The 20,707-nt window shown below is 50.7% G+C and carries 23 protein-coding genes; 12 read left to right on the forward strand and 11 right to left on the reverse strand.

Annotated features, from left to right (window positions below; genetic code table 11):
• Positions 1-222: 222 nt before the first annotated feature.
• From ACM1PF_RS19975 to ACM1PF_RS19990, 4 genes are read right to left on the reverse strand one after another with little or no spacing between them, the layout of a single operon-like run.
• Positions 223-1,872, reverse strand: a complete 1,650-nt coding sequence (locus ACM1PF_RS19975; RefSeq protein ID WP_416666400.1) for an ArnT family glycosyltransferase — start codon at positions 1,870-1,872, stop codon at positions 223-225.
• Positions 1,873-1,926: 54 nt separating this feature from the next.
• Positions 1,927-2,820, reverse strand: coding sequence for a carbohydrate ABC transporter permease (locus ACM1PF_RS19980; RefSeq protein WP_416666401.1), 894 nt, complete (start codon positions 2,818-2,820; stop codon positions 1,927-1,929).
• A gap of 15 nt (positions 2,821-2,835) precedes the next feature.
• Positions 2,836-3,144: a hypothetical protein gene (locus ACM1PF_RS19985; RefSeq protein ID WP_416666402.1), complete on the reverse strand. Its 309-nt coding sequence runs from the start codon at positions 3,142-3,144 to the stop codon at positions 2,836-2,838.
• Between the two features lie 34 nt (positions 3,145-3,178).
• Positions 3,179-3,325: a hypothetical protein gene (locus ACM1PF_RS19990; RefSeq protein WP_416676938.1), complete on the reverse strand. Its 147-nt coding sequence runs from the start codon at positions 3,323-3,325 to the stop codon at positions 3,179-3,181.
• On the opposite strand from ACM1PF_RS19990, the gene purN reads away from it, so the two are divergent.
• Complete coding sequence (gene purN / locus ACM1PF_RS19995) at positions 3,261-3,875, forward strand: phosphoribosylglycinamide formyltransferase (RefSeq protein ID WP_416676735.1); 615 nt, start codon at positions 3,261-3,263, stop codon at positions 3,873-3,875. The two genes, ACM1PF_RS19990 and purN, sit on opposite strands and share 65 nt — an antisense overlap.
• A 34-nt stretch (positions 3,876-3,909) precedes the next feature.
• Positions 3,910-4,125 carry a hypothetical protein gene (locus tag ACM1PF_RS20000; protein WP_416666403.1) on the forward strand — a complete coding sequence of 72 codons (216 nt, stop codon included), beginning with the start codon at positions 3,910-3,912 and terminating at the stop codon, positions 4,123-4,125.
• On the opposite strand, the gene ACM1PF_RS20005 is transcribed toward ACM1PF_RS20000, so the two are convergent.
• Both ACM1PF_RS20005 and ACM1PF_RS20010 read right to left on the reverse strand, forming a co-directional pair.
• Positions 4,122-4,292, reverse strand: a complete 171-nt coding sequence (locus ACM1PF_RS20005; protein ID WP_416666404.1) for a hypothetical protein — start codon at positions 4,290-4,292, stop codon at positions 4,122-4,124. The two genes, ACM1PF_RS20000 and ACM1PF_RS20005, sit on opposite strands and share 4 nt — an antisense overlap.
• Positions 4,293-4,403: 111 nt before the next feature.
• Positions 4,404-4,904: a type IV pilin-like G/H family protein gene (locus tag ACM1PF_RS20010; protein WP_416666405.1), complete on the reverse strand. Its 501-nt coding sequence runs from the start codon at positions 4,902-4,904 to the stop codon at positions 4,404-4,406.
• 362 nt (positions 4,905-5,266) lie between these two features.
• On the opposite strand from ACM1PF_RS20010, the gene ACM1PF_RS20015 reads away from it, so the two are divergent.
• Entirely contained in the window at positions 5,267-5,635 is a 369-nt protein-coding gene (locus ACM1PF_RS20015) for a hypothetical protein (RefSeq protein WP_416666406.1), read from the forward strand.
• A 40-nt stretch (positions 5,636-5,675) separates the two neighbouring features.
• On the opposite strand, the gene ACM1PF_RS20020 is transcribed toward ACM1PF_RS20015, so the two are convergent.
• A complete protein-coding gene (locus tag ACM1PF_RS20020; RefSeq protein ID WP_416666407.1) occupies positions 5,676-6,227 on the reverse strand; it encodes a Uma2 family endonuclease in 552 nt (183 codons plus the stop codon).
• A gap of 125 nt (positions 6,228-6,352) precedes the next feature.
• Positions 6,353-7,735 (reverse strand): metal-dependent hydrolase family protein, encoded by a 1,383-nt coding sequence (locus tag ACM1PF_RS20025; RefSeq protein WP_416666408.1) that lies wholly within the window; start codon positions 7,733-7,735, stop codon positions 6,353-6,355.
• On the opposite strand from ACM1PF_RS20025, the gene ACM1PF_RS20030 reads away from it, so the two are divergent.
• Together ACM1PF_RS20030 and ACM1PF_RS20035 are read left to right on the forward strand one after the other, a co-directional pair.
• The gene (locus ACM1PF_RS20030) at positions 7,736-7,969 is read left to right on the forward strand and encodes a hypothetical protein (RefSeq protein ID WP_416666409.1); all 234 of its coding nucleotides are present in this window, start codon (positions 7,736-7,738) and stop codon (positions 7,967-7,969) included. It abuts the gene before it with no gap.
• A gap of 619 nt (positions 7,970-8,588) precedes the next feature.
• A complete protein-coding gene (locus ACM1PF_RS20035) occupies positions 8,589-10,157 on the forward strand; it encodes a hypothetical protein (RefSeq protein ID WP_416666410.1) in 1,569 nt (522 codons plus the stop codon).
• A gap of 206 nt (positions 10,158-10,363) precedes the next feature.
• On the opposite strand, the gene ACM1PF_RS20040 is transcribed toward ACM1PF_RS20035, so the two are convergent.
• Positions 10,364-10,783: a septal ring lytic transglycosylase RlpA family protein gene (locus ACM1PF_RS20040; RefSeq protein WP_416666411.1), complete on the reverse strand. Its 420-nt coding sequence runs from the start codon at positions 10,781-10,783 to the stop codon at positions 10,364-10,366.
• Between the two features lie 49 nt (positions 10,784-10,832).
• Positions 10,833-12,326 (reverse strand): PPC domain-containing protein, encoded by a 1,494-nt coding sequence (locus ACM1PF_RS20045; RefSeq protein ID WP_416666412.1) that lies wholly within the window; start codon positions 12,324-12,326, stop codon positions 10,833-10,835.
• Between the two features lie 227 nt (positions 12,327-12,553).
• On the opposite strand from ACM1PF_RS20045, the gene ACM1PF_RS20050 reads away from it, so the two are divergent.
• The 7 genes from ACM1PF_RS20050 (at position 12,554) to ACM1PF_RS20080 (ending at position 18,149) form a co-directional block, all read left to right on the forward strand.
• Positions 12,554-13,207, forward strand: a complete 654-nt coding sequence (locus tag ACM1PF_RS20050; protein ID WP_416666413.1) for a type I restriction endonuclease — start codon at positions 12,554-12,556, stop codon at positions 13,205-13,207.
• Between the two features lie 28 nt (positions 13,208-13,235).
• Positions 13,236-14,108 carry an SDR family oxidoreductase gene (locus ACM1PF_RS20055; protein ID WP_416666414.1) on the forward strand — a complete coding sequence of 291 codons (873 nt, stop codon included), beginning with the start codon at positions 13,236-13,238 and terminating at the stop codon, positions 14,106-14,108.
• Positions 14,109-14,452: 344 nt separating this feature from the next.
• Positions 14,453-15,430, forward strand: coding sequence for a CobW family GTP-binding protein (locus ACM1PF_RS20060; protein ID WP_416666415.1), 978 nt, complete (start codon positions 14,453-14,455; stop codon positions 15,428-15,430).
• A 222-nt stretch (positions 15,431-15,652) separates the two neighbouring features.
• The gene (locus ACM1PF_RS20065) at positions 15,653-16,168 is read left to right on the forward strand and encodes a DUF1097 domain-containing protein (RefSeq protein WP_416666416.1); all 516 of its coding nucleotides are present in this window, start codon (positions 15,653-15,655) and stop codon (positions 16,166-16,168) included.
• 43 nt (positions 16,169-16,211) lie between these two features.
• Positions 16,212-16,931 carry a nitrile hydratase subunit beta gene (nthB, locus tag ACM1PF_RS20070; RefSeq protein ID WP_416666417.1) on the forward strand — a complete coding sequence of 240 codons (720 nt, stop codon included), beginning with the start codon at positions 16,212-16,214 and terminating at the stop codon, positions 16,929-16,931.
• A gap of 34 nt (positions 16,932-16,965) precedes the next feature.
• A complete protein-coding gene (gene nthA, locus ACM1PF_RS20075; RefSeq protein WP_416666418.1) occupies positions 16,966-17,574 on the forward strand; it encodes a nitrile hydratase subunit alpha in 609 nt (202 codons plus the stop codon).
• 200 nt (positions 17,575-17,774) lie between these two features.
• Positions 17,775-18,149, forward strand: coding sequence for a nitrile hydratase accessory protein (locus tag ACM1PF_RS20080; protein WP_416666419.1), 375 nt, complete (start codon positions 17,775-17,777; stop codon positions 18,147-18,149).
• A gap of 64 nt (positions 18,150-18,213) precedes the next feature.
• Here the strand turns inward: ACM1PF_RS20080 and ACM1PF_RS20085 are convergent, their stop codons facing one another.
• Positions 18,214-20,562 (reverse strand): ComEC/Rec2 family competence protein, encoded by a 2,349-nt coding sequence (locus ACM1PF_RS20085; protein WP_416666420.1) that lies wholly within the window; start codon positions 20,560-20,562, stop codon positions 18,214-18,216.
• Between the last annotated feature and the right edge of the window lie 145 nt (positions 20,563-20,707).

The following is a 20,707-nucleotide window of genomic DNA, read 5'->3' on the forward strand; positions in this document are numbered from 1 at the left end:
AATCCCCCTTAACAAGGGTAGGGAAGATTCTTTAAGAAGAGAAAAACTGCTTGAATCCTGTAACACCGTTAGGCATCAGAGTAGGCGCAACGTAAAAATGCGGGTCTTGAGTTTTTTCTCTATCTAACAAATCAACCCTGCCTTATTAAGGGGGATTTAGGGGGATCCAAACCGTTTTGCTACCAACAGCAGGACTTTAAAAACATCCCCTCTCAACCCAATTCATCCATTGCCCTCTTTCGTCACCAGCATCCAGCCCTCTGCGGTGCCCTTCACCTGAGCGGCTTCCAGGTTTAAATTGGTGAAAGTTGGTTCATCCAACAGGAAAAAAGGCCGATCGTCTCTTTCCCAGCGGCGATTCAACTGTTGGTTAGAAGCGGGTAGGACGGGGCGATCGCTATAAAAGTTCAGGGAAGGCCGGTTGTGGGGATAGGATGTGTAGATGCTTTGCCCGTCTGGTGCGTGTTGCTGAATCAAAGCGGCAACGGGTTTGACGGGGTAGGATTCTGCTAGCTCCCAGACCCAATGGCTGGACATGACGAACAGCACGAAGGTGAGGTAAGTACCCCAGAGTAAAATCACAACAAACTGCCGATCCTGGGAGAGCACCAGCATTGTGGCCAGGGTCATGGTAATTCCCACGGCTGCCAGCACCATTGCCAGACCCAGATCGCGGGGTGATTGCATCCAGCCGAAGTAGACCATACCAGCCCAGGCGGCGATCGACAATACGCCAAACCAACTGGCCCAACCGAGGGAATAGGGCAGGGGAGGTTGATAGCGAATCCCAACCCGCTGGCCTCGATTCCAGAGTTCGGTCAACTGGGCCCCAATCAGTAGGGCAAAGGCGGGATAGAACGGCAACACGTACCAGGGCAGTTTGGTTGTCATCAGAGAAATAACGATCAGGTAGATCACGCCCCAGACGATCGCCAATTTAGCCCAACTCAGGGTGCGATTGTCCCAGGCTAATTTTCCAGCCAGGGGTAAAAACAGCAGCCAGGGAGCGGTGTATTTCAGAATTTCCAGCAGGTAATACCAGGGTGGGCCGGCATTTCCCTCTACTCCTGTCCAGATGCGCTGGAGGGACTGATCTACCAGATTGGTTCCCAAGAACGATGCCCCGTAATGCTGCCACTGGGCATAGTACCAGAGGGCCACCGGAGCGACACCAAACATTAGCCCAATCCACAGGTAGGGCAGTCTGAGCAGGCGGGGAGTATCCCAGGCAATAAAGCCGATCGCAATCGCCACCAGCAAGATGCCCACCATTACGCCCTTCGTCAGGCAAATCAGCCCAAAGCCAATGCCCACCCCCAGGCTATAGCGGTAGTCCCGACGGGCCCGCAGCAAGCACCAGACCATCAGCAGCATGAAGCAGAGGATTGCCCCATCCAGCATGGCCAGCCGTCCTTGCCGCACCACGGGCAGCAGGGTGAGATAAACCAGGGCTGAAAACAGGGCAGACGATCGGGGATAGAACACTTCCCGCCCAATGCCGTAGAGGAAGGGCACCGACAGGGCCGTTAGCATGGCTCCAGGCAACCGGGCCGTCCATTCACTCACGCCACCGATCGCATAGGTGAGGGCAATCAGGCTGTGCACCAGGGTTGGTTTATTAAAATACGGTTCGCCCCATTGGGTGGGATAGAGCCAGGTTAAGGATTCAAACGGAGCCTGCCAAATTTCGCGGGCCACTTGCGCCACCAAGCCTTCATCCCAATCGCGGAGCGGCAATTCCCCAAGCTGCACGGTGAAAAGAATCAGGGCGGCAATCCCTAACCCCAGACAAAAGAGCCAATCTTCTCGATAATTGCCTCGTTGCAGCCGCATTTCTAGCCCGCTAATAATTTGAAATTTCTCGTCATTCATACACCGAATTTCTGCCCTCCAGCAAGGGTAAGGGTAAAGCGATCGACGAATTCCTTAAGAATTTTCCCCAGAGTTTTCTCCAGAGATTTTAAGCTGTACGTACACCAGTACCAGGGTTACAGCCAGTAAAACAGTCGTTACGGCTGCGGCATAGCCAAAGTCGAACTGAGAAAAGGCCTGGTTGTAGATGTAGAACACCAGTAAGTTGGTTGAATTTAACGGCCCACCCCCTGTCATTACGTACGGTTGCTCGAAGCTCCGCAGGGTAAAAATCAGGGTGGTAATCAGGGCAAAGATAAAGGTGGGGCGCAGTCCAGGTAACGTGATATGCCAGAAGGTTTGCCATCCCCCTGCCCCATCTAATTCTGCGGCCTCATAGCGGCTCACCGGGATGGTTTGCAGTCCTGCCAGAAACACGACTAAGTTGAAGCCAATTTGCTTCCAGGTACTGAGTAAAATCAAAACGGGCATTGCCCAGACGGTACTGCCCAGCCAGGGAATCGCCTCAATTCCCAATCCAGCCAATACTGCATTTACCGGGCCATCCGTTTGAAACAGCCAGCGAAACCCTAACCCCACTGCCACCAAGGAAGTAATTGACGGAATAAAATAAGCTGTCCGCAACAAGCCTCGTAATGCCACCGATCGATTTAACAGCACGGCTAATCCCAGGGGAATCAGAATGCTGGGAATGACTGTGGCGATCGTAAAGTACACGGTATTTCCTAATACTTGCCAAAAATCCAGGTCGAGCAGTAGCCGCAAATAGTTCCTGAACCCTACCCCGGTGACTCCGGCACGAGTAAAGCTACCAGTGGTAAAGCTGAGGTAAACCAAATAGGCGATCGGGTACAGCACAAACACGCCCAACAAAAGTAAAGCCGGAGCCAAAAACAACCAGGCTTCCAGGGTTTCTCGTTGGGTGTCGTTTAAGGACTTGGTTGGCATAGCAAAAAGAGGGCATTAACGGACAAGGATACGCGATCGAGATGGGCGATCTGGAACAGTGAGATTACGGAGGTTGAGGGTAGGGGTGGGTGGATCGGAAGGGAGTATGTCACGTTTGCAAGTCTGACCCTCATCCCCCAACCCCTTCTCCCACAGGGAGAAGGGGAGCCGGATTGAAGTCCCTCTCCCTTTGGGAGAGGGATTTAGGGTGAGGGCGACACAAGTGACATGTTCCCGTGCCTCATTGATCAGAGTGCCTTGAGCGATCGCAAAACTGTAAACCAGAACACCCTTTGCCCAAAAATCATCTTGCCCAAACAACATCTTGTCCAAAAAATCATTTTGCGTTTTGAATCGTTTAGGTGATACCGTGATCGATCGCAATCTGTTTCTGAGCTGCCATGTCTCCTGATGTCTCTTCCCCTGAAACCGCCAGCCTGATGTCGCCCAGGGTGTCGTTGCCCGTATCAACCCACCAAAATTCAGCACCCCTCAAGTTAGGCATTATGGCCTCTGGAAGCGGCAGCAACTTTGAATGTATTGCCCAGGCGATCGCCAGTGGTGAATTGAATGCGCAAATTCAGGTGATGGTGTATAACCGACCGGAGGCAAAGGCGGCAGACAGAGCCGATCGTCTGGGAATTTCCAGGGTGTTGTTAAACCACAGGGATTATCCCAGCCGCGAGGCCCTGGATGGGGCGATCGTTTCGGTCATGCAGGAGCATCAGGTGGACTGGATCATTATGGCAGGTTGGATGCGCGTCGTCACGCAGGTCTTAATCCAGGCATTTCCTAGACGAATGCTGAATATTCATCCCAGCCTTTTACCCAGTTTTCCGGGAGTCAGAGCGGTGGAGCAGGCCCTGGCGGCAGGCGTGAAGGTGGCAGGCTGTACGGTGCATTATGTGGAACTGGAGGTGGACAGCGGCCCAATCATTATTCAGGCGGCGGTTCCGGTATTGCCCGATGATACGGCGGAAACGCTCCATGCTCGGATTCAGGTGCAGGAACATTTGATTTATCCCAGGGGAATTGCGTTGGCGGCGGGGGGATAGGGCGATCGGGTTTTGGGGTGGGGTTGGGGTTCCAATGCCAACATCGGTGTCGGGGTTTTGGGTTGGGTATGGGCGATCGGGTTTTGGGTTGGGGTTTCAATGCCAATATCGGTGTCGGGGTTTCGCGTTGGGTAGGGGCGATCGGGTTGGGCGATCGGGTTGGGGTTTCAATGCCAATATCGGTGTTGGGGTTTCGCGTTGGGTTGGGCGATCGGGTTTTGGGTTGGGTTGGTTAGGGCGATCGGGTTAGGCGATCGGGTTTTGGGTTGGGGTTTCAATGCCAATATCGGTGTCGGGGTTTCGCGTGGGGTAGGGGCGAAGCATTTGCGGCAAGCGTATGGGACAACACCCCAATTTTTTACGCAAATGCTTCGCCCCTACGGGTGGGAATTGGACGACAATGGTTCGTGGGTTCATGGGTTCATGGTTCAAATGATTGATGTCAAAAAAAATACCAGGCAGGAAACCCCACCTGGCAATTGAAAATTGGATTGTATCAGTCAGACGAAACTACTCAGGCGAGGCTGGTTACAGCTTCTTCCAACCACCACCGCAAGTTTCTCCATCAGTGGGCTGAACCACAGTATCGCCTACACCAGGAGCTTCGCAAGTGACTGCACGGGTTTGACCATCAGTATTGATGAATACACCACCAGAGTAGGAGCGCAGGCCTTTCGCGTCTAGGGACTTAGCAGCAACAATGCCCTTTTCTGCATCAGAAACTGGGATAGTGTATTCATAGCTGTTGGTTGTATCGGGTAAACCTACTTCCAGGTTGTCGAAGGTATTTGCAAACACGTTGCTCTCAATCCGGTAAGCCTGTTGAGCACGGTTGACGGAACCCACATAGCTCTTCGCTTCAGATTGCTTCGCTTTTGCAGCCTGGTTTAAGAAGGAAGGAAGCGCGATCGCAGCCAGAATACCGATGATGATGATTACAACCAACAGTTCAATCAGCGTGAAGCCCTTCTCGGACTTGTTGCGGCGGATCATGTGCTGAAGGAACTTTGCTTTAAATTCAGATTTCATGGGATGTACTCCTTGAGTTGCGGGATTTGTGTGTGGATTTCTAACTCCTGAAGATAACTTACCCACCGTTTTCAACTTTCATATCACCCCCCCAAATTTTTTTTTGCGATTCCTACCCAGGAGCATTTGTATCATTTGAGGCAGGCTGAAGGGTGGGAGTGTCAGTGAATGTAAGCAAAGCAGTTCAGGTCAATCCGTTTCACCAAATGACTCAATATGAAATTTGAGAGCCGATCGAACATCTGCCAGGGCTGCTTCATAGGTGTCTCCCTCGCCTACGACCACGCCTTCCACTCCCAGAGGATAAGCAACATAATTGAAAAGGTTAGACTGATTACCTACAGACTGGTCGGAGGTGCAGCATGGTGCAAACGGTTTCAGCCGATCGAGTCACACTTTATCAGCTAGAAGAAAAGTTTGGCTTACAGGCGATCGAGTCGGATGCAGCATTTCCAGAATGGCGGCAGGATCTACCAGAGCTAACGCTTTCTGAGCAACAACGGCTCGATCGGGTACGAGAAGCATTCAATAATCTGGCACGGCGATCGGTTTTAGAAAACACAGTTAAACTGGCGGTTATTGCACCCCTACTGGATCTGGCAACATTCTTTTTGCCTCCCTTCTATGTCAGCATCGAGGATGAAGTGGAGGTAGTGGCTCAGGCAGGGGAGTTCACTGTACGGGGACGGATGGATGTGCTGGTGCTGGCGGAGCTGGTAGCGATCGGATGAATTGTCGAAGCTTTTTAGCCCAATGCTATGCACCTCCTGATCATGCATCCAGTGAAGGAACATTGGGAAAGTCAAACAATCGGCTGATGGGAACCGTGAAACCTGGAATGACTGCTTCTCCCGACAATTCATCTCCTGGTAATAGCCGTTGCAGCTTCAGGCCATCCTGCAATCGATACACATCAACCGCTTGAATTGCTGGATGAACCACCCACACCAGCCGCACGCCCGATCGCTGGTATTGCAGAATTTTCTTGTCTACTTCTGACGCATCATCCCCTTTAGACAAAACCTCTACCGCCAAATCCGGGGCAAAGTTAGCATTTTGATCAATTCGATCGGGCAGTCGATCGCGGCTGACAAAGGATAAGTCAGGGAAGCGAGTCGGTCGCTCTCCCACAAACTGATAGGTGGTTTGGGAGTTACAAACCAGTCCCAGACGGTGTTCTTCCACGTAAGTATCCAAATACCGCCCCAAGCGAATGCCGATCGCGCCATGTTCCAGGCTGGGTTCTAGACTGGGCATTTCTACCAGTTCCTCATCCTCAAATCCCGGCTCCAGGAAATTAGAGACCTCTTGCGCCTGAGTCATCGATCGTCCCTCGTGGAGTAATGGTCGCCTGCTAACTTTATTCTAGTTTTGCCAAATTCTAGTTTTGCAAAAATCCCGTTGTCAGCTTTCGATCGCCGCTCTAATCAAGTTTCCACCCGCTGCAATTAATTGAGGAGGTTCTTATAGATTGTCCCATCCTTCATAATCACCACAAAATTATTGCTTGGGTCTGCAACTAACTGAATATTTTCCAACGGGTTGCCGTTGACCAGCAGCAAATCTGCCAAGGCTCCTTCTTCCACTACCCCCAACTTTCCAGGATAGGGATTGCGGGGGCCAGACAACGCCAGTAATTCAGCATTGGTACTCGTTGCCATCCTCAGCACCTCCGCCGGAGTATACCAGCGCACCATCTTTGCCAGTTTTGCCCCCTGACGCGCCGCTCCCTGAGCACTGTACAGGTTATCCGTTCCCCAGGCCGTTTTGATGTTGTATCTTTTCGCCAGTTCATAAGCGTTATCCGTTCCGGCTGCCACCTGCAATTGACTCGCCCGATTGCTGGAACCTTCCGGGTAGGGGTTGGCATCTTCATCATCCAGGAACGGCTGCATACTCAGCCAGACATCATTTGCCGCGATCAACTGAGCGGTTTCCTCATCCATCAGTTGCCCATGTTCAATGCTTTTCACCCCCGCCCGAATTGCCGTCTGAATCGCTCTGGGTGTATAGGCATGGACGGCAACGTAGGTATTCCAATTTTCAGCCGCCTCTACAGCCGCTCTAAACTCAGCTTCGGTGTACTGGCTGACATCAATCGGGTCATAGTCCGACGCGACACCTCCCCCTGCCGCCAGCTTAATTTGGGTCGCCCCCCGCATCAGTTGCTCACGGGTACTGCGAAGCACTTCATCGACTCCATCGGCGATCGCACTCACACCAAACCTTTCTGCCGGGCTGAGTTCCGAAGTGGGGGTTCTGGGTAATTCATCCAGTCCCCGAAAATCCCCATGACCGCCCGTTTGCGAAATCATTGCCCCAGCGGGCGAGATGCGGGGCCCGATCACATCCCCCCGATCGATCGATCGCTTGAGCTGAAACACCGGCCCAGCCAGATCACGGGCACTGGTAAACCCCCGCATTAGCATCGCTGTTGCATTCTCTCCTGCCTGGCGAAACAGGATCTCTGGGGAGGCACTGCCCGCTAATAGCTCCTCAGGGGAACTCGTCTCCATAAACAGGTGAACATGGGCATCAATCAGTCCGGGCATCAGCACCCGCCCGTCGCCGTTAATCCGGGTGACGTTCCCTTGGGCAGGAATCGACTCAGTAGAAATGGTTTGAATTTCGTTGCCAACGACTAATACATTGGAGGGGGCAGACAGTTGCTCAGAAGTGCCGTCAAAAATTCGCACATTTTCAAATAGGACGCTAGATGCCTGATTTGAGATGCCGGGGGATACTTGACCTTGAGCAAATCCCGTTTGGGTAAATAATCCCATTAGTAGTACTAGCAGAGTCCCGAAAACGATCGAGTAACGTAATCGCATATGCAAATTTCCACGGTAGCAATGAACAAAAAGGGCGATCGGAACTATCAAACGGAACTATCAAACGGCAATGTCTTTGAAGATCTTAATCAGCCGATCGCAGGTTTTAGGATTACGAGATCGAACCATGTCATCTCCAATAATTCTTACCTGAAATTCTTGATCTTCTATGAAGATCTGGATAGCTATCCAGGCAGTTCGTTCAACATAGTTATTTCAGCGATGAACAATTGATCGCTGAGCAGTGAAAATCAGTACACAACGCCAACCTGATCCGATGTCGATCGCCTTATTTTGCTCACAGTCCAACCCGCATTGGCAAGCAAACTTTCCTTAGAGACAGGATTCCACAACTGCTTCAGGATGCTCTCCACTGGACTGTTTGTAATGGTTCATTAAAAAACTTGTTAAAGAAAAAATTATAAGCAAAATCATAACTCAAGGTCAGTATAAGCCAGCCCTGTAGCGCAGTTGAGGGACAAAACGTTTTTTAATCATTTTTTAATGAAAAAATCAGCGTACTTTGATGCAGGACTTGAAAACAAATGAAAGTTTGTGGTAAGGTTTCCGTGACTTCAGGGATTGATCAGCCTCAGTAATCAACGGCAACTTGAGCGGCTCTTTAAAGTTTTTTTGCTATTTGTATCGATTGGTTCGGTGCTAAAGTTTGGTGTCAGGCAAAATGAGAAGATGCAAGGCGAGTTTTGGAAACTATGCTTGAGGCAGGAATCAGAGCTTGAGGCAGGAATCAGAGAAAGTAGGAATAAAAAATATTTGACATGATGTAAATTCAATTATGAGAAACAAGCAAACTCAGCTTTCTACTAGAAATTATTCGAGATTTGATAATTTTTTGTTAGTAAAATCATTTTGGCTGTATGCTAGCAGCATTCTGTCGATAGCGATCGTCCTTTCAGGTTTGCCTGTACGTGCAGAAGGTCAATCCCCTGCGTTTCGGACTCAAAGCAACAGTTCTGAACTCAATTCTGAATCTTCTCTTGAGAATCCGACGATTGAGAACCCGACGATTGAGAACCCGACGATTGAGAACCCGACGATTGAGAATCCGACGATCGCCAATTCCAACAAACTTACTGCCAATACAGAACCCCATCCTGCCTCTGGAGAAAGCTGGTTTGCTCCAGCGGAAAAGTCCGTTGCTCCAGCCCCCATTCTGCCCCAAACTGACGGCTCAGATACTTTATCGATCGAACCCATTGATGAGGTGGCTCCTGCTGCTGAGTTAGCTCCTACTAATTTTGCAATTCAGCCTGTTGATGTTGAAGCTACGGGTAATGAGGCTGCAAGTATTGAAGCTACGGGTAATGAGGCTACGGGTAATGAGGCTACGGGTGATGAGGCTACAAGTATTGAAGCTCTGGGTATTGAAGCTCTAGAGCTGTCCTTTCCCGCAGATCCCATTGCTCAAGGCATTCCCACACCTCCCCCTGCCGAAGAATTGACCACCCCTGAACTAGCCGATCGCTGGCGATTTTCAGTGGAACCCTATTTCTTCGTTCCCTTCGACATTGAGGCAGATGTCACGGTTGCTGGACGGACAACTTCCGTTGATCTAGGGTTAGGCGACATTTTGAACTTCGATCGGGCCTTTAATTCAGGCTTGCGGTTGGAAGCACAGCGGAATCGGTTAGGTTTGATTGTCGATGGTTTCTATATTTACGGGAGTGACAGCGGCAGGTTGGGAAGAACCTTTACTGGTGGCAGCCTGATTCAGTTTGTCCGACGCGCTGCCCCCGGAAGAGTTGAACAGTTTGCCCAACAATTTGATCCGGCCCGGTTGCAACCCATCGTTCAACAACTTAGCCCTGAACGGTTACAACAGCTTGGACAACTGGGACAGATTGCATTAAACACCCCCCTTCAAGTTACTGCGGATGGGAGTGTATCCTTTCGTCAAATTACGGCAGATGCAGCGGTCTCCTATCGAGTCGTTGATACATCCTTAAATGATTCACCAGAAGAGGCAAACTTCTATCCACGTCTGGTAGTGGCTCCTATCGTGGGAATCCGTACCAACTCTTTAAGACAAACGATTGAAGTGGATACAGTCCGCATTGATAACATTCCAATTCCAGATGACAGAGTCCCTGCGATCGATCGAGAACTTCGCTTCTCCAGAACCCTGGTTGAACCCATGATCGGTGCCCAGTTTGGGTTAGGCCTATCCGATCGCGTTGCCCTGGGACTGCGGGGAGATGTGTCGGGATTTAATATTGGAGCCGATCGGAATTTAACCTGGAATTTGCTGGCGGGTGCTCAATATCGTCTGTCGTCTCTCGTGTCGCTTCAACTGGGCTATCGGTTCAACAGTTTTGAGTTTGAAGATGGAGAGGGACTCAGACGAGCCAGGTTAAATCTGCGGCAGAATGGGTTGTGGCTGAGTGCAAAGTTCCATTTCTGATCGGTTTTGATGCGTCACCGTTTGTAGACTGGGCGGGCAAGATGCCCACCCCACAAGAAGTAAGGGCGCACAGCAGTGCGCCCCAACCGGGTAAGCCCCAACCGGGTACATTATTTTGCCGCATACCCCTGCTCCCCACTCCTCACTCCCCACTCCTCACTCCCCACTCCCCACTCCCCACTCCCCACTCCCCACTCCCCACTCCCCTACCCCACCTCATCCCAATAAATACAAACCATCCGAATATCGGAGATATTTTTAGGGTCGATCGCATCCATTCCGGCGGGGGTCAGGTCGATGATATGTTCATCCACCCAGGGCCCGCGATCGTTGATGCGAACCTGGACAAAGGCTCCGGTGTGTTGATCAATGACCGTGACCCAGGCGTTGAAAGGGATAGAGGGATGGGCTGCCGTTAATTCCTGGGGATTAAAGTTTTCACCGTTTGCGGTGAGATGACCATAATCGTAGTAGGTAGCAATGCCGCATTGTTCATTCTGCAAGCGTTCCAGGCTGACGGGTTCAATGAGATGCATTTGTTCTACGTTTAGAACCTCTGGCTGTACGCTAGCAGGGGTCGTCAGCGAAACAGTCAGTAAGCAAAGAATCAGTGCAGGATTTCGCATGAATTCAGTAGAAACACGGCGATTAATACCTCTCTTACATAAAAATACCTCAAGTCGATAGGGTTAAGGTGTATGCTGTGTTATCAAATTTGGCATAGGATAAAACTTCAATGAAGTAAGTGCCTGGGGCGATCGATCGGAGAATCGGCTCATTCCAGGTAGGTGAGGCTGATCCATAGGCAAGTCGTTCATTGCCATCAATGACACCATTTCCATTGAAGTCGCGGATTAAGCTGAGGTAGACAGCATCTGACGTACCGCTGAGGCTTGCTCTCAAGGCTGTAGATTGTTGGACTGTGAATTTGTAGTAGTCCAGTTTGTCAATGCCGCCAACTAAATCATGGGCAACCAGGGAAGAGGTCAGCGTGCCCAGGTTGTGGGATTTTGCCAGCGTATCGCCCGGATCGATGAGCATATTGCTGGGTTTGGGGGTTGTGGTCAGGGTCAGGTTATAGAGCGTATTGTTAAACTTGTGGGAGGATTTGACCTCAATAAAATAGGTTCCCTGGGGCAGGGTTTTGGTGAGGGGAATCCCGCCATAGATTGAGCCATTGCCGTAGGCCAGGCGTTCTCCCTCATCGATCAGTCCATTGTTATTGGCATCAAAAATCAGGGCCATATCCACAGAATGGGATAAGCCACTCAGTGTTGCTTTGACCTCGCTGACTTTATTAAGCGTGAATTTGTAATAGTCTGTGGGATCGGTGATGCCGATTAGCTCCCTGGCTGTGTAGCTGCCCGTTGCGATGCCTGCATTATGGGCTGTTTTGAGGCTGCTACCTGGATCAACAGGAATATTGCTGGACTGAGGGGTGGCAGACAGGGTGAGTTCGTAGGGAGATACGCGATCGCTCAAGGTTCGCACTTCCACAAAGTAAGTCCCCTGCGCCAGCGTCATGGTGACGGGATTACTGCCCAAAGGAGAGGCATATCCAGTCATCAGGCGTTCATTGTCATCAATTAAACCATTCCCGTTTTTATCCCAGATCAGGTTCAGATCCGTTGCAACAGTCAGTTCACTGAGGGATGCGTTGAACTCACTAATCTGATTCAGGCTGAATTTATAAAGATCTACCGGATTGCTCTCCCCGATCGTCTCTTGCTGTGTCCGAGTTGCCGTCAATATCCCCAGATTCAGGGCAGTGGGTAAGGTGTCTCCAGGGATAGCTCCATCAGGAGGGGTTGGGATCGGTTCCGGTGAAGGGGTTGCCGTGAGTCTTAACCGATATCGAGTATCTCCTTTGCGCTGATTCACCCGAATATAGTAAACCCCTGCCTCCAGTCCTGCAGAAATGGTTTCAGGGGTACGTCCTTTCCGGTTTGAAGTACCGAGAATTTGTCCCCCTGCGTTCAGCAATGCTAGATTCGCATTCGCTTTTAATCGGTCGAGGGAAACATTCAAATCGCTCGATCGCTGGAGACTGAATCTGTAGAAATCCCGGCGATCGGCTTTTCCCACAAACCCTCTGACGGTTCTGCTTCCATCAATGACCTGAAGGTCACGTGCTCCCCGCAGCGTATTATCGGCAGTGCTGATAGACATAGTGGTAGGTGATGCTTGATACGACTGAGATAGAAGTTCCCTCACCTAAGCTATTCAGTCGTTCCACCGATCGCCATCCGCAGGAATACGATGGTTTTAAGGGTTAGGAGATTCTACTGAGAGGGGAGGCGAGTTCGGGTTGAAGGAGGTTTGCGATCGAGGTCAATCAAATCCGGAACGGGTAAGCTGGGGAATATAGAACCTGTCAGCAACACTGATGCAAGTGTATGGAAATCTCCACCGTTTCACAACCCATTAGCAGTTTGAGTCTGAGCGACTTAAGAGAAACGTTTGGACTGAACCGCGATCGTTCAGCTCCATTCTTTGAAGAGTGGCTGAGGGAAGTTGAGCCGTTAACGGATTTTGAACAACAGTCCCTCGATCGCCTGAAACGCAACTACGAGAATATCATTGAAACCAATCCGCTAGAGGAAGTTGTGAAGCTGGTTGTCGTTGCGCCTTTGCTGGATTTAGCAGGGTTCTACCAACCCCCGTTTTCCATTCGGACTGAAGTTTCAACCAGGCTAGTGGTCATCGATGCAAATCAGACCTTTACAGGTAGTATTGATGTCCTGGTGGTCAAACAGCAATTGTGGGTATTAGTCATTGAGTCGAAGCAATCTCGATTTGATGTGACGACTGGCATTCCCCAGGCGTTAAGTTATATGCTGAGTCAGCCTGCTGCATCGGCGACTGCATCTACTGGAGAGGGCGATCGGTTTGGCATGGTGACCAATGGCCGAGAAGTTGTTTTTCTGAAGTTAAACCCTCAACAACCGCCAGTCTACAGCCAGTCAAAAGTGTATCAGGTGATTGAAACGGTTGGAGATTTGTCTGAGATTCTTCAGGGGCTAAAGGCGATCGGCAAACAACTTGTATGATTTAGAACTCGGAGTTGGATCATCTGGCATGAAGAAACTTTTGATTACGGGAGCAAGTGGATTTTTGGGATGGCATTTGTGCCAAATTGCTCAAGCTGAGTGGGATGTGTACGGTATCTATAGCTCCCATGAAGTAGAGATTCCTAATACAACCCTTTTGAAGCTAAATTTAACTAATTTTGACCAGCTAAAATCAGTATTTCAGACCTTGCAACCCGATGCAGTAATCCATACTGCGGCGATGTCCCAACCTAATGAATGCCAGAATCATCCAGAACGATCGCATCTGATCAATGTGATTGCATCCTGGAATTTAGCTGGATTGTGTGCAGACCTGAATCTTCCCTTTGGGTTTACCTCCTCTGAACTGGTTTTTGATGGGAATAATCCACCCTATCGTGAATCTGATCCAGTCTGTCCAATTAACCTGTACGGTGAACAGAAAGCTGCCGCAGAACTTGGCATTTTAGCACGGCATCCGGAGGCAGTGGTTTGTCGAATGCCGCTCATGTTTGGGGCAGTTCCCCACGCCCAAAGCTTTATTCAGCCTTTTATCGAACGAATTCGGACAGGACAAGTGCTGAATCTCTTCACCGATGAAATTCGCACACCTGTCAGCGGCACTTCAGCAGCAGCAGGCATTTTGTTGGCTCTGGAAAAAGCCAGGGGATTGATTCACTTAGGGGGATGCGATCGCCTGTCTCGCTACGAAATGGGTTTAATGCTGGTGGACATCCTGCAAATTACCAACGCAAACTTGAATCCCTGCAAACAGGCAGATGTGCCCATGGCTGCCCCCAGGGCCAAAGATGTATCAATGGATAGTTCCCTGGCGTTCAGCCTGGGCTATCAACCGGGAGGAATGCGGCAGGAATTGGAGGAGATACGCGATCGGTTGTAGTGTCCTCATGGAGTAGTGTCCTGATGAGTAGTGTTCTGAACTGTGGAAAGGGACAAGGAGCATCAACGCTCTACATTTCTAAACTCGTCCCCTTTGCCCTCTTTGCCCCTCCTCATGAATAATGCAAGTTAGTGTGTCCTGAGATACAGTTTGCTGTTACCACTCCCCGTAGTATGCCGTTGTATGAACTACTGAAGAAGCATGCGGGCAAATGGTTTTAGCAGCAATTACCGTCGATCTGAGTGCTGCTGTCCCTCCCTTCATTTGCCAATCGGATAGTTATCGGAATGCTTGTGAGAGCATGTTTTTGTCGTTCATGTACGAAAGCTAGGGCGTTTAAAGCTATGGTTGCTGAAGTGCGATCGCCTGTACCGGTCAGCGTCATCACGGGTTATTTAGGAGCAGGAAAAACCACCCTGCTGAATCGCCTGCTCACTCAAGAGCATGGTAAAAAAGTGGCTGTTATCGTCAATGAATTTGGAGAAGTTGGCATTGATAGCCAGTTGATCATTGATGCTGATGAAGAAATTCTAGAAATGAATAATGGGTGCATTTGTTGCACCGTTCGCAGTGATCTCATTCGGATCTTTAACTCCTTAATAGAGAAGCAGGACAAGTTTGATTATCTCGTGATTGAAACCACCGGACTGGCTGATCCGGCTCCTGTGATTCAATCCTTCTTCATGGATGAGGTGATGCGCTCCAAAACGCAACTGGATGCCGTTATCACCGTTGTTGATGCCAAACACATCTGGGGACACTGGGACAGCGACGAAGTTCAAGAACAGATTGCCTTTGCAGATGTCATTCTGTTGAACAAAACAGATTTAGTATCTCCTGAACAGTTGGACGAGCTAGAGCAGCGCATTCGCAGCATGACGGGCTTCGCCAAAATTTATCGCACCCAGAACAGCGATGTGTCGATGGATGCAATTCTGGGCATCAAAGCATTTGACCTGAAGCAAGCCCTCCATATTGACCCGGAGTTTCTCAATGAAACGGCCCATGACCACGATGAATCGGTGTTTTCGGTTGCCATTGTTCAACCGGGAGCAGTGGATGGAGACCAATTCAACCGCTGGATTTATCAACTCCTGCAAGAGAAAGGCACCGATATCTTCCGCATGAAAGGCATTTTGGATATCGACTCAGAGGATCGCCGGTTTGTGTTTCAGGGGGTGCATATGCTGCTGGATGGTCGTCCAGGGCGGATGTGGAAGCCGGACGAACTGCGGCGAAATGAACTCGTCTTCATTGGGAGGAATCTGTCAGAGTCTGAATTGACAGCAGGATTTCAGTCTTGTTTAGCTCAGACGGATTGAACATCTATGATTCAGAGTCTTTACAATACCGTTACTCAGAATCATGTCTTTCTGTCAGGCAAGATGCCTGCGCTACTGTTCCTCAGATCATGTTTGACCGGCAGGCAAGATGCCTGCGCTACAGAACTCAACAAACAATTTTCTTGTGGGGTGGGCATCTTGTCCGCCCAGTCATAAACAAGATTCAAGGTGATCCGTCCCATACTGAGAGGAGAAAATTAGATGAAAAAGCTAGATGCCTACAGCGTCAGCATTGGCGTTCTAGGCGCGATCGACACTTACCTGACCGCAACGGTGATTCTTGTTCCGGTTTGGGTTACTTTTATTGCCTGGGCATCTTTTTTCATCCTGGGCGGTGGAAAAGCTGGGTTGGTTCAGAGCATTGTGTCTAACTTAACGGGCATTCTCATTGCTTCGCTGACCCTGCTGGCGATCGCCCTGATCGGTGACAACGTTGTGGTTGCTGCGATCTGCGTCGGGCTTGGCAGTGCTGCAATGGTGCAGGTTTCCAAAATCCCGATTCTCACCGCGATTCCGGCGATCGTCTGGGGATTTGCCTCTACGGTTGGCACCAGCGTGGCTACGGGAATGCCGATTACAACGGCTGGATTAACCAATCCGGGGATTGTTGCAGCCGCCGCCATGATTTTGGGGGGATTGTTTGGCTACCTATCAGAGCTTTGGGGCAATGCGATGACCCGTGAACCCGTTATGGAACGCGATCGTACCCGGATTTGAATCACCTCCTACACATTACAGAAAGTCTCTACAAACAACTCATATGAAGCTACAACACTACATCGGCGGATTGGAAGGATTAGAACCCTCCAGCTTTGAAAAGCGGGTCTTTGTCCAACCCTGGGAACAGCGAATCTTCGGCATTCACGTTGCCATGATGGCACTAAGTAACCATCTGGAAGCGGTGAAGAATGTACCGACGACCTTCAAAAGTTTCTGGACGTGGGGACATCTGCGAACGGGCGCAGAGGGACTGAATCCCTTTGACTACTTCAAGTATCGGTACTACGAGAAATGGTTGGGGGGAATTTCGGGATTCTTTGTGGATTCCGGTTATGTCAGCAAAGAAGAACTGGATGCCAAAACGACTGAGTATCTGGAGAATCTGGAAGCACCTCTCCCTGCCGGGGGCGAACCTGCGATCGATGAACAGGTGATTGAATATCTCCGGGTGGGGGACTCGCCCAAATGTGAGGTAGACGTTCAACCCAAGTTCAAGGTTGGGGATGTTGTCACCGTCAAAAATCCGCCTCCAGTAGCTCACTGTAAACTGCCGGGCTATCTGCGAACTAAACAGGGGGTTGTGGATGAAGTCTATGAAGGTGCTTACAATTACTACTTTCCTACGGGGGACGGAGTTGGCGATCCAATGCCCATCTACAACGTCAAGTTCAACTCCCATGAGATTTGGGACAACCTAACCGAACCGAATACGGAAATTTACGTTCAGATCTTCGAAGCCTATCTCGAAGATCCTGCGTAATCTACTAGTTGGGACAATTGAGGAGTTTGGATGCATGAGTGAAAATGTTGAGCGGGAAACCTACAGCGCAGCGCGAGTGCGTGCCCTGGAGTCTTTGCTGATCGAAAAGGGAATTATCACCGGGGAAACCGTTGATCAGGTGATTGAGTTTTTTGAAAAGGACATGGGGCCGTTCAACGGTGCCAAAATTGTTGCCAAAGCCTGGGTTGATCCAGAGTACAAGCAACGGTTGCTAGAGGATACCCCTGCGGCGATCGCAGAACTGAACTTTCCGCGTGGCATGGCGGGAGCAGAGGGGGAAAACATGAAAGCAGTTGCTAACACCCCTGAAGTCCATAACTTAATCGTTTGTACGATGTGTTCCTGCTATCCCTGGCCCGTTCTAGGATTGCCGCCCTACTGGTTCAAAGATCCTACGTTCCGCGCCAGAGCCATCCGGGAACCGCGAAAGGTCTTGAAAGAGTTTGGTCTGGATATTCCTGAATCCGTTGATGTGCGGGTCTGGGATACCAGTGCTCAAATCCGCTGGTTTGTTGTCCCGGAACGTCCTGAAGGCACAGAAGATTGGACAGAAGCACAGCTTGCAGACATCATCACTCCAGAATCAATGCAAGGGGCCGCAAAAGTCGTCATCCCCGCTTAAACCAAAGACTCCAATCCACTAAAACTCTTGTGGGGTGGGCATCTTGTCCGCCCAGCCAACTAAACCATTAACTAGATACTAAATCACTAAAACTCTTGTGGGGTGGGCATCTTGCCTGCCCAGTCAACCAAACAAGACTATAACCAAACCTTCAATCCACATCCTTAATGCAAACCCAGTAGGGACAGGAAGAAAACACCATGCAAATTAAGTTCGAGCAATTTGCAACCGCCAGCATGATTGGCAGCGAAGATGCTCCCCCTCGGAGTAATGGCGAGCTTTTGTTTCAAAGACCCTGGGAAGGTCGAGCGTTTGGCATGGCGATCGCCCTTTCCAAGAAAGGCCACTACGAATGGGAAGACTTTCGCCAACAGTTAATTGCAGCCATCGCGGAATGGGAAGCAGAACACTGTAAAGACGATCCCGATTGGGACTACTATCAACGCTGGCTTCTTTCCCTGGAACGGCTGGTGCTGGAGTCTAACCTCATTAGTGAGGAGGAACTGGAGCAACGGACACATCAACTGATGACTGAAACAGCGGCAACAACCGAATCTCCCATCTCTGCTGAGTAAGTCAAACCGCCATAGTTTCAGTAGATCGAAAATGAATTTGCATTTATGACAACACCTGCGTTCGTCACATTGCACTGGATTGCATCATTGCCCTGAAGCCCTTGTCCAACGTCCATTGAATCGCGCCATCCCGTCCAGTCAGGTAAGTCGTAACACCGTGAGCGTCAAGCCACTCTTGCGTTTGAAGAGAAAGCGATCGCGCATTGGCAATCACCACCTCAGGCTGAACTGCCTCCAGAACCTCTAAATCCATGAAAGAACCTGACCACCCAAGCACCGAAGCCGGGGGCAATCGGTGGATCAAATGCGCATCCTCTGCGATCGCCTCTGCTTGGGTTTGAGTTATTTCATTGAAAGAACGATCCAGCAGCAACCAGGTTTGGCCACTCACCTGAAGCGACAGGACTGGGGTAACCATAGGGAGTAACTGGGCCGTCACCGAGCCGATCGCAATCGGGTGTTGGGGGGAAAGTAACGACACCTCGCCGTCCTCCCTCGTCATCCTGACCGTTCGCGCATTTTCTCCAGGCATATTTTCCTCAGGCATGTTTTCCCCAGGCGCACGACCCGCCTCCAGCGCATCAAACCGCTGAATGGGTAGCGTTGCTGCAATCCTTCGCCAGCCTTCAGATGCAGTTACGTCGATCGCCTGATCAATTTGATTAATTCCCTGACTTTGCAAGAACGGTAAGAGAGTGAACTGAGCATCCGATTCCTGCCCTGCATTGATCAATCCCACCGTACCCCGTGCTTGAATCACTAAGACTGGCTCCCTGGAGGTTGCCAACACCGTCACTTGAAATCGATTCAGAACCCCATACCCCACTGGAATCACGACTAAACCGATTCCCATGACGACCGCAATCCACCAGTACCGTTGCGATCGTTTCCACTGCCAAACTCCGACCATTAAGCCATAGAGCAGCACCAGTTGCAGCACCGTAATCCGTCCTACCGCAAACGAACTACCCGGTAGCCGACTGCCCCACTCCGCCAATGCAATGAGACTATGCGCCGGATAGTACAACCCAGAAGCGACCAGCCGTCCCAGCTCCGGATGAATCAAAGCGGCCAAACCGCTGGCCATTCCCCCTAGACTGACGATCGTAAACAATGGGCTGGCGAGAACATTAATCAAGACGCTGAATCCAGAAACCACGCCAAACGCATAGAGCAGAATCGGCAACGTCCAGCAATAGGCTGCGATCGGCACGGCAAACGAGGGAATCAACCCCTTCGGCAACCAATCCAGCCACTGGCTGAGAGTCGGAACGGTGACTAACAATCCAAGGGTGGCCAGAAAACTGAGTTGAAAACCAACATCCCAGATCCACAACGGGTTAATGACCAACAAAATCACCGCAGTGACTAATAAGGCCCCCAAAGGTTTCACCTTGCGTTCTTTCAGCAGCGCGAGCAGGGCTGTCCCTCCCATAATGGCGGCGCGCAGAACCGAAGGCTGAAAGCCAGCCAATCCCACAAAAATCACGAGGGTTCCCAGTCCCAAGCCCACCTGCCATTTCACCGAACTGCGTCGTGCCAGGGCCATCACGACCCCCAGCAAAACCGCAACATGCGCCCCGGAAGCCGCCAGCGTGTGGGACAGTCCAGCCAGCCGAAACGACTCCCGCACTGCATAGGGGACATCCACCGATCGCCCCCCCATGACCATGGCACTGAGCAGCACACCCTCCGGTACGCCTGCCCCCTTCACTTGAGCGCGAATCATCCGTTGTCGGATTTGCCAGAGGATGGGAGGTGCAGCCCGATTTTGCGTTTGGCCAATCTTTGTTCGATCGATCGTTTCTCCGCTTAGACCCGCAAAAATCCCCCGTTGTCTCAGGTACTGGGCAAAGTCAAATCCACCTGGATGGGTTGCAGGCTTGGGAGAATACAGCGATCCAGTGATGGTGATGGTTTGCCCCGGATAAAGTCCTGTGCCCTGGAGTAGGGGAACCGTAACGTACACCTTGCCCGTCACAGCGGGTTCATTCGTCCCGGTATTTGATGCTGGCTGATCTCGGGAGTGCGTCTGTGCCTGGGTTGCTTTCAGTTCAAACTGAATTCGCTGGCTTTGGGTCAAACGGGGCGATATTTCAATTTTTCCCGTCACGACCACCGCCAGAGATGAAGTGGGTTCTGTCAGCAAACGGCTGATATCCATCACCCCCGGATGGGGCAGTCGCCATTGGAAATATAGCCCTGCTAGGAATGCAATTGCGCCAGCGATCGCCCAAACCCAGGACTGAATTCCAACACGCCAAAATCGAGGTATTAAGAATGATGCCAGGATGCTGAATAGTAAGAGAGCGATCGATCCGACGGGAATTTCTCGAACCGTTCCGGAAACCCCAGTGAAGAGTAAACCCAGAATGAAAGCAGAACAAAAAATGATACCCCTGATGGCAACCATAAAACCATTCCTATGAAAGAAATTGCCCCTGCCCTTTCTTCCACCAGAACAGCCAGGATTCAAGCATGATGACCTCAAGTGAGTGCAAGCACATCAGGTGATCGCATCAGAAGAGCACACCAGAGAGCACACCAGGGAGCACATC

The sequence above is a fragment of the Egbenema bharatensis FJBBOT/2019 genome (assembly GCF_048077055.1).
Taxonomy (GTDB): Bacteria; Cyanobacteriota; Cyanobacteriia; order Elainellales; family Elainellaceae; genus Egbenema; species Egbenema bharatensis.

Coding starts and splice junctions, on each gene's coding strand:
- ACM1PF_RS19975 (WP_416666400.1), bottom strand. CDS start 1,872: ATGAATGACGAGAAATTTCAAATTATTAGCGGGCTAGAAATGCGGCTG.
- ACM1PF_RS19980 (WP_416666401.1), bottom strand. CDS start 2,820: ATGCCAACCAAGTCCTTAAACGACACCCAACGAGAAACCCTGGAAGCC.
- ACM1PF_RS19985 (WP_416666402.1), bottom strand. CDS start 3,144: ATGTTGTTTGGGCAAGATGATTTTTGGGCAAAGGGTGTTCTGGTTTAC.
- purN (WP_416676735.1), top strand. CDS start 3,261: ATGTCGCCCAGGGTGTCGTTGCCCGTATCAACCCACCAAAATTCAGCA.
- ACM1PF_RS19990 (WP_416676938.1), bottom strand. CDS start 3,325: ATGCCTAACTTGAGGGGTGCTGAATTTTGGTGGGTTGATACGGGCAAC.
- ACM1PF_RS20000 (WP_416666403.1), top strand. CDS start 3,910: ATGCCAACATCGGTGTCGGGGTTTTGGGTTGGGTATGGGCGATCGGGT.
- ACM1PF_RS20005 (WP_416666404.1), bottom strand. CDS start 4,292: ATGAACCCACGAACCATTGTCGTCCAATTCCCACCCGTAGGGGCGAAG.
- ACM1PF_RS20010 (WP_416666405.1), bottom strand. CDS start 4,904: ATGAAATCTGAATTTAAAGCAAAGTTCCTTCAGCACATGATCCGCCGC.
- ACM1PF_RS20015 (WP_416666406.1), top strand. CDS start 5,267: ATGGTGCAAACGGTTTCAGCCGATCGAGTCACACTTTATCAGCTAGAA.
- ACM1PF_RS20020 (WP_416666407.1), bottom strand. CDS start 6,227: ATGACTCAGGCGCAAGAGGTCTCTAATTTCCTGGAGCCGGGATTTGAG.
- ACM1PF_RS20025 (WP_416666408.1), bottom strand. CDS start 7,735: ATGCGATTACGTTACTCGATCGTTTTCGGGACTCTGCTAGTACTACTA.
- ACM1PF_RS20030 (WP_416666409.1), top strand. CDS start 7,736: ATGCAAATTTCCACGGTAGCAATGAACAAAAAGGGCGATCGGAACTAT.
- ACM1PF_RS20040 (WP_416666411.1), bottom strand. CDS start 10,783: ATGCGAAATCCTGCACTGATTCTTTGCTTACTGACTGTTTCGCTGACG.
- ACM1PF_RS20045 (WP_416666412.1), bottom strand. CDS start 12,326: ATGTCTATCAGCACTGCCGATAATACGCTGCGGGGAGCACGTGACCTT.
- ACM1PF_RS20050 (WP_416666413.1), top strand. CDS start 12,554: ATGGAAATCTCCACCGTTTCACAACCCATTAGCAGTTTGAGTCTGAGC.
- ACM1PF_RS20055 (WP_416666414.1), top strand. CDS start 13,236: ATGAAGAAACTTTTGATTACGGGAGCAAGTGGATTTTTGGGATGGCAT.
- ACM1PF_RS20060 (WP_416666415.1), top strand. CDS start 14,453: ATGGTTGCTGAAGTGCGATCGCCTGTACCGGTCAGCGTCATCACGGGT.
- ACM1PF_RS20065 (WP_416666416.1), top strand. CDS start 15,653: ATGAAAAAGCTAGATGCCTACAGCGTCAGCATTGGCGTTCTAGGCGCG.
- nthB (WP_416666417.1), top strand. CDS start 16,212: ATGAAGCTACAACACTACATCGGCGGATTGGAAGGATTAGAACCCTCC.
- nthA (WP_416666418.1), top strand. CDS start 16,966: ATGAGTGAAAATGTTGAGCGGGAAACCTACAGCGCAGCGCGAGTGCGT.
- ACM1PF_RS20080 (WP_416666419.1), top strand. CDS start 17,775: ATGCAAATTAAGTTCGAGCAATTTGCAACCGCCAGCATGATTGGCAGC.
- ACM1PF_RS20085 (WP_416666420.1), bottom strand. CDS start 20,562: ATGGTTGCCATCAGGGGTATCATTTTTTGTTCTGCTTTCATTCTGGGT.